Genomic DNA, 17,687 nt, shown 5'->3' on the forward strand with positions numbered 1-17,687 from the left:
AAACGCCGCCGCGGCCCGCGCCGGCCGTGCCGAGCAGGTCCGCGCCGGCCGCGCCGGCCGTGTCGGGACGGCCCGCGCCGGCCGGCCCGGACCTGCTGGCCTGCGACCTCGACCAGACGCTGATCTTCGCCCGGAAGTCCTTCCGGCTGGCCCCCGGCACGTCCGAGCCGGCGGTGACCCTGGTCGAACGGATCGACGGCGTCCCGTCCGCCTACTCCACCACCCGCACGCTCGACCTCCTCGCCCGCCTGCACCGGACGGCGGTCTTCGTCCCGGTCACCACGCGGACCCTCGCCCAGTACCGGCGGATCGACCTCGGCGTGCGTCCCGCGTTCGCCATCGCGGCCAACGGCGGGCACCTGCTCGTCGACGGCGAGCCCGACCCCGCCTGGGCGGAGCAGGTGGCGGCCCGCCTCGCGGGCACCTGCGCGCCGCTGGCGGAGATGGAGGCCCTGGCCGCCCGGCTCGACGCCGCCGGCTGGGCCCGCGTCATCCGGGTGGCGGACGGCCTGTTCGTCTACCTGGTCGCGCACAGCCGGGAGGCGATCCCCGACCTGTCGGACGTCGCCGCCGAGGTGGCGGCGGCGGGGTGGTCGCTGTCCACCCAGGGCCGCAAGGTCTACCTGGTCCCGGCCGCCCTCACCAAGCAGGCCGCCGTCGCGGAGGTCGCCCGCCGGGCCGGCGCGTCCCGGGTGCTGGCCGCCGGCGACTCCGTCCTCGACGCGCCGATGCTCGCCGCCGCCGACCTGGCCGTCCGGCCGGCACACGGGGAGTTGCACGAGCAGGGCTGGCAGGCCCCGAACCTCACGGTGACCACCGCCGCCGGAGTCCTCGCCGCCGAGGAACTGCTGACCCTCTTCCGCGCGTGGTCACCCCCCCCGCCCGAAGCGGCCCGGTGACCACGCGGCCGGAGGCGGGCCGGCAGCCGCCGCGGGTGGCCAGGTGGGTCGGGCGGGTCAGTAGGGGTGGCGGTCGGGGCGGGCGTTCCAGGCCGCGTACGCCGTGGCGCCGACCTCCGGGCAGACCTGCTCGATGTGGATGCCGCGCTGGTCCACGGGACGGCTGAAATCCTCGTACTGGTAGGCGTCGTCGAAGCCGATTCCCCGGGTCGCCGCGAGGTCGTTGGCGTAGTAGACGTCGCTGATCCGGGACCAGTAGATGGCGCTCATACACATCGGGCAGGGGATACCGGCCGTGTAGATCGAATATCCCATCAGCATTTTCGCCCGCTTCGGCACCAGGTCGGGTGATCCCTCGGGCCGCGGGACGAGTTCCAGGGTGGCGAGGTCCTGCTCCTCCGGGGCGATCGTCGGCCCCTCGGGATTGAGCACCTGGATGGCCTTGCGGATCGATTCGACCTCGGCGTGGGCGGTCGGATCACCGGTGAGCAGCACGCGGTTCTGCCCGCGTGCGACGATCTCGCCGTCCTTGACGATCACCGCGCCGAACGGGCCGCCCCAGCCCTTCTCGACCGACTGCGTGGCGAGCCTGGTGGCCTCGCCCATGAGCTCCGCGTGATTCATCGTGCCCCCTTCGGATGAGTCACCTCTCTCGATGCCCCGTTCGCCCGATCGGCACGCCCCGCGGGAAGTGCGGTGTTCGCCTTCCGCGTCTGGCGGCGCGGGTCGTGGCCGCTATTCGGGCAAAGTGCGCAGACGTCCGGACGGCGCTCGGTCGGGAGCCGTCCGGACCTATCGTGACCAGGGTGGGAAGCGCGGGCAGCAGTGATTCGGACGGCGCCGCCGCGACCGTCGTGATGACGCTCGACGTCCGGGACGGAGCGGAACAGGAATACCGCCGGTGGCAGGCGCGGACCAATGACGCCGCCCGGGAGCGGCCGGGATTCGAGGCGGTCGAGCTGTATCCGCCCGCGTCCATGGAGAGCCATTCCTGGATCGTGGTGTTCCGGTTCTCCACGCTGGCGCTGCTGCGTGGCTGGCTGGAGTCGCCGGCCCGCCGGCGCCTCGTCGAAGAGGGCGACAGGCTGCTTGACCGCCCGGCCACCCAGGAGATCCTCACCGGCCGGCCACCCGAGCGGGACGTCGTCACCGCCGTGGTGTCGCATGTCGTGCGTCGGGGGCACGAGCGGGAGTTCGAGACCTGGCAGGAGAAGGTGCGCCGGGTGCAGGAGAGATCGCCGGGATTCCTGGGCTACGAACTGTTCCGGCCGGTGCCCGGGGTGCAGGAGCACTGGGTGGCTCTTTTCCGGTACGACTCGATGCGGCACCTGGAGGAATGGCTGGACTCGGCGGCCCGGGAAAGGCTCCTCGCGGACGGCCGGCGGCATTTCGCCGGTTTCGACGTCCGTACCGTGGGGTCGTCGTTCAGTGGTTGGTTCCGGTTCGGGGACGGCGCCGACGGCGCGCCGCCGCCCAACTGGAAGCAGGCGATGATGGTCCTGCTCGCCCTCTACCCGACCGTCATGGTGCTGAACGTGACGGTGGGGCGGCTGCTGACGGATCTGGGCCTGGCGCGCTACGCGGTGCTGTTCGTCGGGAATGTGCTGAGCGTGAGCGCGCTCACCTGGCTGTTGATGCCGCTGGTCAACCGCCTTTTCGCCGGGTGGCTGCGGTCGGGCCCGCGGCGCTCGCCACGCCGCGACGCGCTCGGCGCCCTGGTAGCCCTCGGCTGCTACGGCGCGTTCCTCGTCCTGTTCGCCCGCACCGTCGGCTGACTGTCCATCGGGTCCCCAAGTGCCCCCGCGCGTCCCCGTGTGCCCTGCGCGTCCCACGGGCCTCCGCATGTCTCCGCGCGTCCGCGCAGGTCACCGCGCCGTGCCGTTCCCAGGTCGCGTGGAACCGGCTGTCCGCGCGGCCCGGTGGCCCTGGGAGGCCGTCGGGCTTCGTGATACACCGGTGAAACCGTAGGTGACCGCGTTGTTCGGGCCGCCGTCGTTCGGGCCTCAGCCGACGCAGGAGGAACGCGTGACCGTGACAGGCAGCAGGGCCACAGGAGGCGGGACGGACACCGCCGCCGGATCGCTCGAGGCGGAGCTGGAGCGGCTGCAGGCTGTGGAGCGTTTCGACCCGCCGCCGGGTTTCGCCCGCCGCCAGCCGTACGCCGCCGACGCGGCCGCGGCCGCCGCCGACCCGCCGGCCTTCTGGGCGGAGAAGGCCCGTGAGCTGCTGACCTGGCAGAAGCCCTTCACCCGGGTCCTCGACGACACGAACCCGCCGTTCTACAAGTGGTTCGACGACGGCGAGCTCAACGTCTCCGCCAACTGCCTGGACCGGCACGTGGCGGCCGGCCTGGGCGGTCGGGTCGCCTACCACTGGCACGGCGAGGAGGGCGAGCGGCGGGCCGTCACCTATTCCGAGCTGCTCGCCGACACCCAGCGGCTCGCGAACGGCCTGCGTTCCCTCGGTGTGGTCCCGGGCGACGTCGTCGGCATCTACCTGCCGATGATCCCCGAGGTGGCGGTGGCGATGCTCGCCTGCGCCCGGATCGGCGCGGTGCACAACGTGGTCTTCGGCGGGTTCGCGCCGTCCGCGGTGCGGGAGCGGATGGAGGTCTCCGACGCCAAGGTGCTGATCACCGTGGACGGGGCCCGCCGCAAGGGCCGCACCGCGGCGGTCAAGGCCGGGGTGGACGCCGAGCTGGGCGACCTGCCGAAGCTGGAGCACATCGTGGTCGTCCGCTCCACCGGCCCGGTGGGCGGGGCCGAGACGGCGATGACGGCCGGGCGCGACGTCTGGTACCACGAGCTGCTCGCCGCCGCCGACCCGCTGTGCCCGCCGGTGCCGCTGTCCGCCGAGCACCCGCTGTTCATCCTGTACAGCTCCGGGTCGACGGCGAAGCCGAAGGGCATCCTGCACACCACCGGCGGCTACCTGCTCGGCGCGGCGTACACCCACCGCACGGTCTTCGACCTCGACCCGGAGACCGACGTCTACTGGTGCTCCGCCGACGTCGGCTGGATCACCGGCCATTCCTACATCGTGTACGGACCGCTGGCGAACGCCGTGACGAGCGTGATGTACGAGGGCGCGCCGGACTACCCGGACTACGACATCTGGTGGCGGGTGATCGCCGAGTACAGGGTCACCGTCTTCTACACCGCGCCGACGGCCATCCGGGCGTGCATCAAGTGGGGGGCGGAGTACCCGGAGCGGCACGACCTGTCGTCGCTGCGGCTGCTCGGCTCGGTCGGCGAGCCGATCAACCCGAAGGCCTGGCTGTGGTACCACCAGGTGATCGGCGGCGGTCGCTGCCCGATCGTGGACACCTGGTGGCAGACCGAGACCGGCTCCATCCTGATCTCACCGATCCCCGGGGTGACGTCGACCAAGCCGGGGTCGGCGACGACACCGCTGCCCGGGATCAGCCCGGCGCTGCTGTCCGAGGACGGCGATCCGGTCACCGAGGGCACCGGGGTGCTGGTGGTCACCAGCCCGTGGCCGTCGATGCTGCGCACGCTCTACCGCGACGACGAGCGGTTCGTGCGGACCTACTTCTCCCGGTTCGGCCCCCGTACCTACGTCGTGGGCGACGCCGCCCGCCTCGACGCGGACGGCTACTTCTGGATCATCGGCCGGATCGACGACGTGATCAACGTGTCGGGGCACCGGCTGTCCACCGCCGAGGTGGAGTCCGCGATCGTCGCGCACGAGGCGGTCGCCGAGGCGGCCGTGGTGGCCCAGGCGGACGAGGACACCGGCCAGGCGATCGTCGCGTTCGTGACGCTGCGCGGCGAGCTGGTCGGCGACGACGCCATGGTCTCCCAGCTGCGGGACCACGTGGCCCACCGGATCGGCAAGCTGGCCCGCCCGCGCCGGATCATCTGGGCCGACGACCTGCCGAAGACCCGGTCCGGCAAGATCATGCGCCGGCTGCTGCGGGACGTCGCCGAGGGCCGCGAGCTCGGCGACGTCACGACCCTGCGCGACCCGGCGGTCATGTCCGCGATCGCCGCGAAGGTCGCCACCGCCCCGGATGAGTAGGCGCCGCCCCGGCCGGCGGGCGTCCCGCCCGAACCGCCGCCCGTCCACCGCGCGGTGGACGGGCGGCGCGGAGTGCGGAATATCCGTCCTGGGGGGATCGCGGCGAAGTTGTTGCGGCTCGTCAACCGGCCGGCCGAACCCGGGTGTGGCGAGTTCAGGCACCCTGTTTAGGCTTCCCGTCTCGTGAGAGCGCTGCGCCGATTCACTGTCCGTGCCCAGCTCCCGGAGCAGCTCGCTGCGCTGGGCGAGCTGGTTCTGAACCTCCGCTGGTCCTGGCATCCGGAGACCCTCGACCTGTTCGAGTCGGTCGATCCGGAGTTGTGGCGGGCCTGCAACGGCGATCCCGTCCGGCTGCTCGGCGAGGTCGACCACGACCGGCTCGTGGCGCTCTCCGTCGACCGGAAGTTCCTGCGCCGGCTCTCCGACGCCGCGGACGACCTGCAGGAGTACCTGACCTCCGACCTCTGGTACCAGAAGCAGGCGATCCCGGGCGCGCCCGCGGCCATCGCCTACTTCTCGCCGGAGTTCGGGATCACCGAGGTCCTCCCGCAGTACTCGGGCGGCCTGGGCATCCTCGCCGGGGACCACCTGAAGACCGCCAGCGACCTCGGGGTGCCGATCATCGGGGTCGGCCTGCTCTACCGGGCCGGCTACTTCGTCCAGTCGCTGTCACGGGACGGCTGGCAGCAGGAGCGCTATCCCGGCATCGACCCGCACGGCCTGCCGCTGACCCAGCTCACCGACGCCGACGGCGCCCCGGTGAAGGTCGCCGTCGGCCTGCCCGAGGGCCGCACCCTGCACGCCCAGATCTGGAAGGCGCAGGTCGGCCGGGTCCCGCTGCTGCTGCTCGACTCCGACGTCGAGGACAACCAGTCCGCCGAGCGGGGGGTCACCGACCGTCTCTACGGCGGCGGGACGGACCACCGCCTGCTCCAGGAGATGCTGCTGGGGATCGGCGGGGTCCGCGCGCTGCGCGCCTTCGCCGCCGTCACCGGCTCGCCGGCGCCGGAGGTCTACCACACCAACGAGGGCCACGCCGGCTTCCTCGGGCTGGAGCGCATCCGCGAGCTCGCCGAGACCGGGCTGAGCTTCGACGAGGCGCTGGAGGCCGCCCGCGCCGGCACGCTGTTCACCACGCACACCCCCGTGCCCGCCGGCATCGACCGGTTCCCCAAGGACCTGGTCGCCCGCCACTTCGGCGGCGACAACAGCTGGCCCGGGGTCCCGGTCGACCGGGTGCTCGAGCTCGGCGCCGAGCCCGATCCCAACGTGTTCAACATGGCCCACATGGGCCTGCGCCTCGCCCAGCGCTCCAACGGGGTCAGCAGCCTGCACGGCATCGTCAGCCGGGAGATGTTCGCCGGCCTGTGGCCCGGCTTCGACCACTCCGAGGTGCCGATCGGCTCGGTCACCAACGGCGTGCACGCGCCGACCTGGGTCTCCCGCTCGATCGTCGAGCTGGCCGACCGCCAGCCCGGCCCCGGCCTGCTCAGCGGCGGCGCCGAGGCCTTCGCCCGGTTCGACAAGGTCTCCGACGAGGCCATCTGGGCCACCCGGCGGGAGCTGCGCGAGCAGCTCGTCGCCGAGATCCGCCGCCGGGTGCGGGTCTCCTGGCTGCAGCGCGGCGCGGCCCCCGGCGAGCTCGACTGGGTCGAGTCCGTCTTCGACCCGGACGTGCTCACCATCGGCTTCGCCCGCCGGGTGCCGTCCTACAAGCGGCTCACCTTGATGCTGCGTGACTCCGAGCGGCTCAAGCGGCTGCTCCTGCACGCCGACCGGCCCGTCCAGATGGTCATCGCCGGCAAGGCCCACCCGGCCGACGACGGCGGCAAGCTGCTCGTCCAGCAGATCGTCCAGTTCGCCGACAACCCGGGCGTGCGGCACCGGATCGTCTTCCTGCCCGACTACGACATCGGCATGGCCCGGTACCTCTACGGCGGCTGCGACGTCTGGCTGAACAACCCGCTGCGCCCGCTCGAGGCGTGCGGCACGTCCGGGATGAAGGCGGCGCTCAACGGCTGCCTGAACCTCTCGATCCGGGACGGCTGGTGGGACGAGATGTTCGACGGCCAGAACGGCTGGGCCATCCCGACCGCGGACGGCGTCGAGGACCCGGACCGCCGCGACGACATCGAGTCGGCGGCCCTGTACGACCTGCTCGAGAACACGGTGACGGCGCGCTTCTACGACCGGGCGACGCCGACGTCCAACCCGCCGCGGTGGACGGCGATGGTCAAGCACACCCTCGCCACCCTCGGCCCGCGGGTGCTGGCGACCCGAATGGTGCAGGAGTACGTCGAGCGCTACTACGTGCCCGCCGGGGTGTCGGCCCGCCAGGCCACCGAGGGCGACCTCGCCGGGGCGCGGGACCTCGCGGCCTGGAAGCACCGGGTGCGCAGCGCCTGGTCGGGCGTGCACGTGCTCAACGTCGACTCGGCCGGGCTCGGGGACACCCCCCAGGTGGGCCAGTCGCTGGTCGTGCGGGCGACGGTCGAGCTCGGCGGCCTGGACCCGGCCGACGTCGAGGTGATCGCCTCCTACGGCCGGGTGGACGAGACCGATCGCATCGTGGCGCCGGGCACCCTCTCGCTGACCGAGGTGGGCGAGGGCGAGGGCGGCCACGGCCACCGGTACGAGGGCACGATCCCGCTCGGCCGGACCGGTCCGTTCGGTTACACGGTGCGGGTGCTGCCGCGCCACCGCCTCACCGCGAGCCCGGCCGAGCTCGGCCTGGTCACCAACCCCTGACCCACCCCCGGGTGGCCCCGGGCCCCACGCCCGGGGGCCCGGGGCTACCCGGTCGAGGCGTGGCGGTCGCCGGTGTCGCCGACGTCGAGGTCGAGGTCGGAGCCGCCGAGGGCGCGCAGGATCAGGACGGTCCGTCCGGCCACGTCGAGTCGCGCGCCGGCCGCCAGGGTCCGGCGGGGCTCGGTCATCGTGTCCGGGAAACCGGCGAGGTCGTCCGCGGCGGTGTCGAGCAGGAGGTCGTAGCGGGTCGCCCAGGGTGCCCCGGGGAGCACGACCGTCCGGTCCGCGCCGTCCGGATGGATGACGAGCAGCAGGCTCTCCCCGGCGACCGGCACGCCCGCCGCGTCGGTCCACTCGAGGCCCTCCCCGGCCAGGTGCGCCACCAGGATCGCCACCCGCGGGGCGTTCCAGTCCGCGGCCGACATCACCGCGCCGTCCTGCCGGAACCAGGTGATGTCGGGCAGTCGTCGCGGGGTGGGCGCGCCACCGCGGAAGAACCGCTGTCGCCGCAGCACGGGTGCGGTGCGGCGCAGCCGGATCAGCCCGCTCACCAGCGTGGTCAGCGCCGGGTCCGGGCCGGCCGGATCCGCGGCCGGCACCTCGCCGGGCGCACCAACCCCGGGCGTGCCGGCCCCGGGCGTGCCGGCCCCGGGGGTGTCCGCCGTTCCGTCCGGCCAGGCCAGCCAGGAGACCGCGTTGTCCTGGCAGTAGGCGTTGTTGTTGCCGCCCTGCGAACGTCCCAGCTCGTCGCCGGCGAGCAGCATCGGCACCCCGGCCGACAGCAGCAGCGTGCTGATCAGCGCCCGGCGGGTCCGGCGGCGGGCCGTGCGGATACCCGGGTCGTCCGTCGGCCCCTCGGCGCCGTGGTTCGACGACCGGTTCTCCGACTCCCCGTCCCGGTTGCCCTCCCCGTTGGCCTCGTTGTGCTTCTCGTTGTAGGAGACCAGGTCGGCGAGGGGGAACCCGTCGTGCGCGGTGACGAAGTTGACCGAGGCCCAGGGCCGGCGTCCCGAATGTTCGTAGATGTCGGACGAGCCGGTGATCCGGTACCCGAGATCCGCCACGCTGCCGGTGCGGCCGCTGAAGATGTCGCGCAGGGTGTCGCGGAACCGGCCGTTCCACTCGGCCCACGGCGCCGGGAACGCGCCGACCTGGTACCCGCCCCAGCCGAGGTCCCACGGCTCGGCGATCAGCTTGACAGAGGACAGCAGCGGGTCGGCCTGGATCGCGGTGAGCAGCGGCGCGGCCGGCTCGAACCCGTCCGGTGACCGGGCGAGCGCCGTCGCCAGGTCGAAGCGGAACCCGTCCACCCCCAGCTCGGCCACCCAGTACCGCAGCGAGTCGCAGATCAGGCGCACGACGTGCGGCGACGTGGCGTCGACGGTGTTCCCGCAGCCGGTGACATCGCGGTAGCGGCGCGGATCGTTGGGTTCCACCCGGTAGTAGGCGATGTTGTCCAGCCCGCGCAGACTCAGCGTCGGCCCGCGCTCGCTGCCCTCGGCGGTGTGGTTGTAGACGACGTCGAGCAGCACCTCGATGCCCGCGTCGTGCAGTGTGGCGACCATCGCGCGGAACTCGGCGACGGGGTCGTCGGTGGCGGCGTAACCGGGGTGCGGCGCGAAGAACGCCAGCGTGTTGTAGCCCCAGTAGTTGGAACGGCCGTGCTCCAGCAGCGTCGTCTCGGAGATGTGCGCGTGGACGGGCAGCAGCTCGACCGCGGTGACCCCGATCCGCAGCAGATGGTCGACGACCGCCGGGTGCGCCAGGCCGGCGTAGGTTCCGCGCAGCTTCTCGGGCACCCCCGGGTGCAGCCTGGTGAAGCCCCGGACGTGCAGCTCGTACAGGATCGTGTCGGCCCAGGCCGTCCGCGGCCGGTTCGCGGCCGGGTCCGGCCCGGTGACCGGCCCGGTCACGACGCCCTTCGGCACGTACGGCGCCGAGTCCCGGTCGTCGGGGTCCTGTCCGTAGGGATCACCGGCCACGTACCCGTGCACCGCCGGATCGGGCACGAAGTTCCCCGTGACCCGGCGGGCGTAGGGGTCGAGCAGCAGTTTCGCCGGGTTGTACCGTTCGCCGCGCCCGGGCGCGTACGGCCCGTGCGCCCGCAGGCCGTAGACCTGCCCCGGGCCCACCCCGGGGAGGTAGCCGTGCCAGACACCGCCGTCCCGCTCGGGAAGCCGGTACCGCGTCTCGCCGCCGGAGGCGGTCGGCAGGCCGTGGTCGTCGAACACGCAGAAGTCCACCGCGTCGGCCCCGGGCGCCACCACGGCGACGTTGACCCCCGCGCCGTCCCACCACACGCCGAGCGGGCTGGCCGAACCGGGGCGGATCATGGGAACGACGCTAACCGTCACATCATTCGGTGGTCCCCCGAACTCCTACCTCCACCCGTCCCAAGTGACCGGCGTCACTCCGTTGCCTCGCGGCGGGGGGAGGCCGGCCGGGCGTGGTCCCGGGGTGGTCGTCGGTGGCCTGAACGTGGTGCCGTACTCGTCTAGTGTTGGCTGCGGCCCGGCGGGGGACGGCCCGGCGGGCGGGTGGCTCACTGATGCGCGGAGGTTTGGCGATGGCGGTCGTGCGGCTCGAGGTCTCCGACGGTGTCGGGACGATCCGGCTGGACCGGCCGCCGATGAACGCGCTCAACGCCGAGCTCGCCGCCGAGCTGCGCGCCACCGCCCTCGAGGCCACCGCGCGGGCGGACATCCGCGCGGTCGTCCTCTACGGCGGCGAGAAGGTGTTCGCCGCCGGGGCGGACATCAAGGAGATGGCGAAGCTGGACATCGCCGGCATCACCGGCTGGGTCCGCGATCTGGGCGCGGCCCTCGACCTGGTGGCGCGGATCCCGAAGCCGGTCGTCGCGGCCGTCACCGGCTACGCCCTCGGTGGCGGCCTGGAGCTGGCGCTGTGCGCCGACTTCCGGGTCTTCGCCGAGAACGCGAAGGTCGGAGTGCCCGAGATCACCCTGGGTGTCATCCCGGGCGCCGGCGGCACGCAGCGTCTGCCGCGGCTCATCGGCCCGGCCCGGGCCAAGAACCTGGTCTTCAGCGGACGGCAGGTGCGGGCCGCCGAGGCGGAGGCGATCGGGCTGGCCGACAAGGTCGTCCCGGCCGACGAGGTGTACGCCGAGGCGCTGCGGATGGCCGGCCGCTTCGTCACCGGGCCCGCCCTGGCGCTGGCCGCGGCGAAGCAGGCGATCGACGACGGCGGCGACCTCGCGCTCTCCGAGGCGCTGCGGCTGGAGTCGGCGCTGTTCGTCGGCCTGTTCGGCACCGAGGACCGCCGCCACGGCATGGACTCGTTCATCGAGCGCGGCCCGGGCAAGGCCGACTTCGTCGGCCGCTAGCCTCGCCGGCCGCCGGCCAGCCTTCGCCGGCCTCGTCAGCGGCGGGTCGGGGTGGGCGGCGGCTAGCGCAGGGCCAGGTCGACGGTCACCGGCTTGTGGTCGCTGCCGAACTCGGAGCCGACCTGGTAGCTGGTGATCGCGAAGGCCGGTGAGGCGAGGACGTGGTCGATCCGCAGCACCGGTGGGAGCGCGACCGTCTTCGCGTTCCAGGTCGGCGTCCAGCCGGCGCCGAGGACGTCGTGGGCGTCGCGCACACCGGCGGAGAGCAGCCGGCGCAGCGGGCGGTGGTCCCGGGTGGCGTTGAAGTCGCCGGCGAGCACGACCGGCAGGGTCGAGCTCTCGACGTCCTCGCGGAGATGGTCGAGCTGGGTCCGCCACCGTTTCGCGTAGTCCCCGCTCGTCGGCGAGATCGTGTGCACCGCGTACATGACGAAGGAACGTCGCTCGTCGACCCGCACCGTCGTGCGCAGTGACATGCTGCCGGCCACCTCAGGCGCCGCCGTGTCCGACAACGGGAAGCGGGAGAACACCGCCGCGCCGAACGCGCCGTCCCGCGGACGGACCTCGGAGTACCGGTACTCCTTCAGCGCGCCCGAGGCCTGGACGTCGGCCAACGTCCGCGGCGAGAGCTCGACCAGCACCAGGACGTCGGGGTCGGCGGCCTCGATCTGCCGGCCCAGCCGGCCGGCCTCGGTGTTGGAGTAGAGCAGGTTCGCGCTCATCACCCGCAGCCGGGCCGAGCCCTGCGGGACGTCGTCGGCGTCGCCGGGAAGGACCTCGGGCAGCGCCCAGACCAGGTGGGCGACCACGAGCAGCGCACAGAAGATCATGAGCAGGTTGCGCCGCAGCGCGAAGCCGATCGCGAGCGCCGCGTAGACCGGCAGGTACAGCAGCGGCGTCAGCGCGTTGAGCGCGGCGAACGGCCAGGCGAACGCGTCGTCGAGGTGGACGAGGCGGATCGCGGCGAGGACGGCGAGCGCCGCCGTGACGACCCAGGCGACGAACACCAGCGCGATCCGGGCCGGTGGGTGCGTCCCACCCGTCCAGCCGGGCGGGTCGGACGGGATCGCCGGGATGTCGCCGGCGCCCGTGCCCGCCCCGGCGCCGATGTCTCCGCCGCTCCCGCCGCTCCCGCCGGTGACTCCGCCGGCGCCGGCGCTGTTGCCGTTGGGATCGCCGGCGAGGTTGCTGGAGGTGGGGGCGCGTCGGCCGATGCGTCGGCCGATGCCCTTCGCGGGGCTCACCGGACATAGGGTGCCCGGTCCGGGCCGGTCAGCCGACGGCGGGTTCCGAGCGCTGCTGGGCCGGCCGCACGAGACTCGCGGCGCGTGAGCGCCACTCACGGGCCGCGACGGCTTTCGCGAAGCCGGGGCCGGCGATCGTGCGGTCCAGCTCGGCGAGTTTCGTGACGAGCCGGGTCGAGGACACCGGCCCGGCCACCTCCACCGCCCGGTACCCGGCCTCGAGAGCCGCCTCGAGGTCGGGGCGCGGCCGTTTCAGGTAGGACAGCGCCAGGTCGGCCTCCGCGTATGCCCGGGTCCGGGCCCGGGCCGGCCCCTGCAGGTCGCGGGCCTCCAGCAGCCGTTTCTCGGCCATCTCCGCCCGGCCCAGCAGCAGGAAGCAGTGACCCTGGCACTCGGCCACGTCGCCGACGTTGTAGTGCCCGGCCCAGGACGGGGCGTCGCCCGGCTCGCGGGAGATCGTGCGCTCCAGCGCGTCCAGGGCACGCATGCAGCCGGCCTCGTCACCGTTGCGGGCGAGCGCCCACGCCAGCTTGTCCTGCAGCATCGCCTGCACGGCCGGCGCGGACTGCCGGGCGGACCGGTCGATCGCCGCGCGCGCCAGGGACAGGCTGTGCCGGTTGTGCCCCTGGGCCGCGGACTGGTCGCTCATGGCGGACAGCACCCGGCCGGCCATCATGACGTCGTCGGCGTGCTCGGCCAGGGTCAGCGCCTGGATGTAGTAGCGCTGGGCCAGCCCCTGGCGGTTGCAGTCCTGGGCGAGCCAGCCGCTGAACTGGGCCAGCTCGGCGAGGGCGCCGAAGGTGTCGGTGTCGGCCGGTCCCTCCACGGCCGCGCGTGTGCGGTCGTGCAGGAACGTCACGACCTGGGGACGGATCTCGCTGCTCCCGAACCGGGCGTCCAGTCGGCGGAACGTCTCGGTCATGTCCCGGATCATCGCTCCGCCGGACGGGGAGGACGGGACGTCCGCGCTGATCCGGCGGATCACGCCGGTGAGACTGGACAGCACGGGGTCGGCGAAGGCGGTGGCGACGAAGGCCGCCCCGTCGTGCAGGACGTCACGTCGCCGCATGTCTCGTCCCGAAAGTCCGGCGAGTGTTCGCAGGTTGTCGTCGGGGAGGTCCGCGATGACGAGGCCGAGGTCGTCGCGTTCGCTGGCTTCGCCCCGCCAGCCGAGGTCCGCCGGGGTCACCGGGTAGCCGACGAGGGTGGAGAGCTCTGCCGCGGCCAGCTCGGCGACCATCGGGTCCCGGGGCCGCATGCCACGGCGCCAGTGCCCGACGGTCGTCCGGGCCAGGCCGAGCTCGATGCGCCGCTGGGACCGGGCACGGTTGTTGACCTGGCGGGCGAAGCGGGTGTCGGAGACGTCGGCCTCGGCGAGCAGGCGGGAGAACAGGGTGGGGGCGCCGGATTCGCCGGTGTCGCCGCCGCGGGTCCGCCGGGTACCGCCGCCGGCGGCCGTCCCGCTGGTGGCTTTGCCCGTGTCGGTCTTGCCCGCCGGTCTGGTGCGTCCGGCGGACGGCGTCCTCGAGAGGTGGTCCGGGGGAACGGGGCCCGGGGGGACGGGGCCCGGGGCGTTGCGGGGCGGGGACACGCGGACCGACGGGCGGCCCGGTCGGATCGGGCCCGAGAGGGCCAGTGGATGCTCAGCGATCAAGAGTTCTTCCGCGGACATCGGACCCCCGTCTGCTCGATGCGGCCGGATGGGCCTTTACCAGGCCCTCGGCTACCCCACGAGGCAGAAAGTAGCCGATTGGTCACGCATTCGGGAAGAGGGTGTGCAGTAGTAGGCCAGAATGCACGGTCATGGTGGGACCGGGGCCTCTTGCGGCAGGAGTGGTCGAAGTGGGAAGCACCATGGCAAATCGTCCGCTGTCGTGGCGGCGTCGCCGTGGCGTCGAGCCGGTGCGATGGCCTGTCCGTCAGATCGCACCCGCCGGGCGGACTCGCCCGGCGGGTGTCCCCCCGCCGGCGCGGCGCCGGCACCTCGCCGCCGCCGCGCGCGCCCGGCGGGCGTCCCGAGGGTGGGGGGCTGTGTCGCCATACGGCGGTCGTGGTCGGGCCGGCCGGCGCCGATGTGCCCGGATGGTGTCTCCCGGAGGTCCGCGGCCGCCGGACTGACGTGTCCGGAGCGGGCGGATTGCGGCCTGCATCACGGCGCCGATCATCGGGCACGTCAGGGCGTCAGATGCGACGATGCGTGGAGGACCGACATCGATATTGCTGGCTACGGAGGCCCCAAGGCGTGAACATCGTGGTTACCGTCAAGCAGGTTCCCGATACCTGGGCGGAGAAGAAGCTCGACGCCTCGGACAAGACGGTCGACCGTAAGAGCGTCGACAACGTCATGAACGAGATGGACGAGTACGGGGTCGAAGAGGCCCTGAAGATCAAGGAAGCCCACGGCGGCGAGGTGACGGTCGTCACGATGGGGCCGGAGAAGGCCGTCGAGACGATCCGCAAGGCTCTCTCGATGGGTGCCGACAAGGCGGTGCACCTGACCGACGAGTCGCTGCACGGCTCCGACGCCCTCGCCACCTCCGCCGCGCTGGCGAAGGTGATCTCCACGCTCTCGCCGGACCTGATCATCACCTCGTCGGAGGCCTCCGACGCCCGAGGTGGCGTCATGGGCGCCCTCCTGGCGGAGCGTCTCGGTCTGCCGCAGCTCACCCAGGCCCGCAAGGTCACGGTCGACCCGGGCGCGAACAAGGTCTCCGTCGAGCGCCTCGCCGACAACGGCTACGCGCTCGTCGAGGCGACCCTGCCGGCGGTCGTGGGTGTGGTCGAGAAGATCAACCAGCCGCGGTACCCCTCGTTCAAGGGCATCATGGCGGCCAAGAAGAAGCCGCTGACCAAGCTCTCGGCCGCCGACGCCGGTCTCGACGCGGGCTCGGTGGGCCTCGCCGGGGCGACGTCCACGGTTGTCGAGTCGCAGCCGGCCCCGCCGCGCCAGAGCGGCACCATCGTCAAGGACGAGGGTGACGGCGGCACGAAGGTCGCTGCGTTCCTCGCGGCCCAGAAGCTCATCTGAGGGGTTGTTGTTCGATGGCTGAAGTTCTTGTACTCGTCGAGCACACCGACGGCGAGCCGAAGAAGGTCACGGCCGAGCTGCTGACGCTGGCACGCACGATCGGCGAGCCCTCGGCGGTGTTCCTCGGCGGCCCGGGCAGCTACGCCAAGGTGAAGGAGTACCTGGCCCAGTACGGCGCGGCCAAGGTCTACCTGGTCGAGTCCGACGACGTCGCCGACTACATCGGGGCGCCGGCGGCCGAGGTCCTGTCGAAGCTGGTCGCGGACGTCTCGCCGGTGGCCGTCCTGGCCGCGGCCACGCCGGACTCCCGTGAGGTCGCGGCCCGCACGGCCGCCCGCACGGACTCCGGCCTGATCTGGGACGCCACCGCGCTCACCCCGGACCTGACGGCCACCCAGGGCATCTTCGGCGGTTCGACGATCGTCAACTCGAAGGTCACCAAGGGCACCCCGATCGTCGTCGTCCGGCCGAACTCGACCGCTCCCGAGGCCGCGCCGACGACCCCGGTGGAGACCCCGGTCGACATCGCGATCTCCGACGCGGCCAAGGGCGCGAAGATCGTGGACCGGGTCGTCGAGGCGAAGTCCGGCCGTCCGGACCTCACCGAGGCCCAGGTCGTCGTCTCCGGCGGCCGTGGCCTGGGTGCCGCCGAGCACTTCGCGCTGGTCGAGAAGCTGGCCGACACACTCGGCGCGGCCGTCGGCGCCTCGCGCGCCGCGACCGACGCCGGCTGGTACCCGCACCAGAACCAGGTCGGCCAGACCGGCAAGACGGTGTCGCCCCAGCTGTACATCGCGGTCGGGATCTCCGGCGCCATCCAGCACCGGGCCGGCATGCAGACCTCGAAGACGATCGTGGCGGTCAACAAGGACCCCGAGGCCCCGATCTTCGAGTTCGCGGACTACGGACTGGTCGGTGACCTGTTCAACGTCGTCCCGCAGCTCACCGAGGAGATCCAGAAGCACAAGGCCGGCTGACCCGCCGAGCCGCACCATCCGGGACGGCCCGCGACAGGCCGTCCCGACCGGGCGCAGGACGGCCGGGTGCGTTCCCTCCCAGCCCGAGGGGCCGCACCCGGCCGTCGCCGTTTCCGCAGTGTCTTCCGTGTCTCCCGTGCCTTCCGTTCCCGCCGTGCGTCCGGCTCCTGAACCGGGGCGGCTCGCGCCACCTCGGTTACGCTCGGTGTTGAGATAAGAGCGGGAGGTGTCTGAGTGTCGCTACGCCACGGGTTGCTGGGGCTGCTCGCGGAGGGTCCGGCCAGTGGCTACGACCTCACGAGACGATTCGAGCAGGTGCTGGGCGCCGTCTGGCCGGCCGGGCACCCGCAGATCTACGGGGAGCTGAGCCGGCTCGCCGGCGACGGCCTGATCGAGATCGACAGCGAGGGGCCCCGCGGACGCAAGGCCTACCGGATCACCAACGCCGGCCTGAACGAGATCAGGCGCTGGCTGCGCGAGCCGGCGGAGGTCGATCACACCATGCGACTCCAGCCCCTGCTGCGGTCGTTCTTCTTCTGGCTCATGGAACCGGCGGACCTCAATCACCACCTGGTCCGCGAAGCCGAGTTCTTCGCCTCGGCGGCCGGCCGGTACCGCGCCTACGCCCAGGCCACCGACCGCGGCGACTTCCCCGACACCCCGCAGAACCGGTCGATGCGCGTGGCCATCGAGGGCGGAGCGCGGCTGTACGAGGCCCTGGCCGGCTGGGCCCGGTGGGCCGCCGAACGCTCCGAGGCGGCGGATGGTCGTCCGCGGCCCTGACGCGGAAGACGGCGGTTTCCGCGTCCGGACGGCTGTTCACTGGCTCCGGCACCGAACCGCCGGGGAACCCACCGGTTCGGCCACGCCGACCCCGATGCCCGACCCGGGACGTCGAAGTACGTGTTGCCCGGCCACGGACGTTCCGCGGGACGGGTGTCGGGGTACTCGATATGGGGTAGCAGTCCGGAAGAGGCGACGCCGAGCGGCAATCGGCGGGACTCGCCGGGAGCGACCCCCGTGGGCGGGTCGATGGAGCTCGAGCCAGCCGGGCGGCGGCGGGTAACAGGCGGTTGGGGCGCCTTCGTCCGGTTCGGTGGCGCAGGGGCGGGTCCGGCTCAGGCCTGGATTGCATGTGTCGGGGCGGTCCGCACACCCCCATGGATCGCTCGTGTATAGTTCCATCTCGCCGCCCACCCAGGACGAACAGTCCAGGGCGTTGGCGGGCCAGGATCCTCCGAGGGGGCATCGACCCCCCGAGGAAGAGGCCCGAAANCGATGCGGTAAGGTTTGAAAAGCGTGGCGGTCACCGGCTCGGCCGGAGTGATTTGACACAAACCCGAAAGTCTCGGTAACTTAACCGAGTCGCCGCAGCCGGGGCCGAAAGGCCGAAACGGATACGGCAAA

General features: G+C 72.8%; 12 protein-coding genes. 8 read left to right on the forward strand and 4 right to left on the reverse strand.

The annotated features are described in order from the left end of the window. Positions 1-59: 59 nt before the first annotated feature. Positions 60-899, forward strand: a complete 840-nt coding sequence (locus B056_RS0120550) for a sucrose-6F-phosphate phosphohydrolase (protein ID WP_018503744.1) — start codon at positions 60-62, stop codon at positions 897-899. Between the two features lie 57 nt (positions 900-956). On the opposite strand, the gene B056_RS0120555 is transcribed toward B056_RS0120550, so the two are convergent. Further along, entirely contained in the window at positions 957-1,523 is a 567-nt protein-coding gene (locus B056_RS0120555; protein WP_026239932.1) for a nucleoside deaminase, read from the reverse strand. A 173-nt stretch (positions 1,524-1,696) separates the two neighbouring features. Between B056_RS0120555 and B056_RS0120560 the strand changes: the two genes are divergently transcribed. From B056_RS0120560 to glgP, 3 genes are all read left to right on the forward strand, one after another. Beyond that, on the forward strand, positions 1,697-2,674 hold the full coding sequence (locus B056_RS0120560; RefSeq protein ID WP_026239933.1) for an antibiotic biosynthesis monooxygenase: 978 nt from the start codon (positions 1,697-1,699) through the stop codon (positions 2,672-2,674). A 250-nt stretch (positions 2,675-2,924) separates the two neighbouring features. Further along, on the forward strand, positions 2,925-4,940 hold the full coding sequence (acs, locus tag B056_RS0120565) for an acetate--CoA ligase (protein ID WP_026239934.1): 2,016 nt from the start codon (positions 2,925-2,927) through the stop codon (positions 4,938-4,940). Positions 4,941-5,123: 183 nt separating this feature from the next. After that, positions 5,124-7,688: an alpha-glucan family phosphorylase gene (glgP, locus tag B056_RS0120570; RefSeq protein ID WP_018503748.1), complete on the forward strand. Its 2,565-nt coding sequence runs from the start codon at positions 5,124-5,126 to the stop codon at positions 7,686-7,688. A 44-nt stretch (positions 7,689-7,732) separates the two neighbouring features. Here glgP and glgX read toward each other — a convergent pair whose 3' ends face one another. Further along, complete coding sequence (gene glgX, locus B056_RS37340) at positions 7,733-10,021, reverse strand: glycogen debranching protein GlgX (protein WP_018503749.1); 2,289 nt, start codon at positions 10,019-10,021, stop codon at positions 7,733-7,735. Between the two features lie 233 nt (positions 10,022-10,254). On the opposite strand from glgX, the gene B056_RS0120580 reads away from it, so the two are divergent. Then, on the forward strand, positions 10,255-11,031 hold the full coding sequence (locus tag B056_RS0120580) for an enoyl-CoA hydratase/isomerase family protein (protein WP_018503750.1): 777 nt from the start codon (positions 10,255-10,257) through the stop codon (positions 11,029-11,031). 62 nt (positions 11,032-11,093) lie between these two features. On the opposite strand, the gene B056_RS0120585 is transcribed toward B056_RS0120580, so the two are convergent. Together B056_RS0120585 and B056_RS0120590 are read right to left on the reverse strand one after the other, a co-directional pair. Beyond that, complete coding sequence (locus tag B056_RS0120585; RefSeq protein WP_018503751.1) at positions 11,094-12,275, reverse strand: endonuclease/exonuclease/phosphatase family protein; 1,182 nt, start codon at positions 12,273-12,275, stop codon at positions 11,094-11,096. 28 nt (positions 12,276-12,303) lie between these two features. Further along, positions 12,304-13,947, reverse strand: a complete 1,644-nt coding sequence (locus tag B056_RS0120590; protein ID WP_018503752.1) for a hypothetical protein — start codon at positions 13,945-13,947, stop codon at positions 12,304-12,306. 570 nt (positions 13,948-14,517) lie between these two features. On the opposite strand from B056_RS0120590, the gene B056_RS0120595 reads away from it, so the two are divergent. From B056_RS0120595 to B056_RS0120605, 3 genes are all read left to right on the forward strand, one after another. After that, a complete protein-coding gene (locus tag B056_RS0120595; RefSeq protein WP_018503753.1) occupies positions 14,518-15,303 on the forward strand; it encodes an electron transfer flavoprotein subunit beta/FixA family protein in 786 nt (261 codons plus the stop codon). Positions 15,304-15,317: 14 nt separating this feature from the next. Continuing rightward, the gene (locus B056_RS0120600) at positions 15,318-16,280 is read left to right on the forward strand and encodes an electron transfer flavoprotein subunit alpha/FixB family protein (protein ID WP_018503754.1); all 963 of its coding nucleotides are present in this window, start codon (positions 15,318-15,320) and stop codon (positions 16,278-16,280) included. 234 nt (positions 16,281-16,514) lie between these two features. Then, entirely contained in the window at positions 16,515-17,063 is a 549-nt protein-coding gene (locus B056_RS0120605) for a helix-turn-helix transcriptional regulator (protein ID WP_018503755.1), read from the forward strand. Positions 17,064-17,687: the final 624 nt, after the last annotated feature.

The organism is Parafrankia discariae (genome assembly GCF_000373365.1).
In the GTDB taxonomy this organism is placed as follows: domain Bacteria; phylum Actinomycetota; class Actinomycetes; order Frankiales; family Frankiaceae; genus Parafrankia; species Parafrankia discariae.

What these genes read in the sequence shown, in the direction of transcription:
- B056_RS0120555 (WP_026239932.1), bottom strand. Translation starts at nt 1,523, where the DNA reads ATGAATCACGCGGAGCTCATGGGCGAGGCCACCAGGCTCGCCACGCAG.
- glgX (WP_018503749.1), bottom strand. Translation starts at nt 10,021, where the DNA reads ATGATCCGCCCCGGTTCGGCCAGCCCGCTCGGCGTGTGGTGGGACGGC.
- B056_RS0120580 (WP_018503750.1), top strand. Translation starts at nt 10,255, where the DNA reads ATGGCGGTCGTGCGGCTCGAGGTCTCCGACGGTGTCGGGACGATCCGG.
- B056_RS0120590 (WP_018503752.1), bottom strand. Translation starts at nt 13,947, where the DNA reads ATGTCCGCGGAAGAACTCTTGATCGCTGAGCATCCACTGGCCCTCTCG.
- B056_RS0120600 (WP_018503754.1), top strand. Translation starts at nt 15,318, where the DNA reads ATGGCTGAAGTTCTTGTACTCGTCGAGCACACCGACGGCGAGCCGAAG.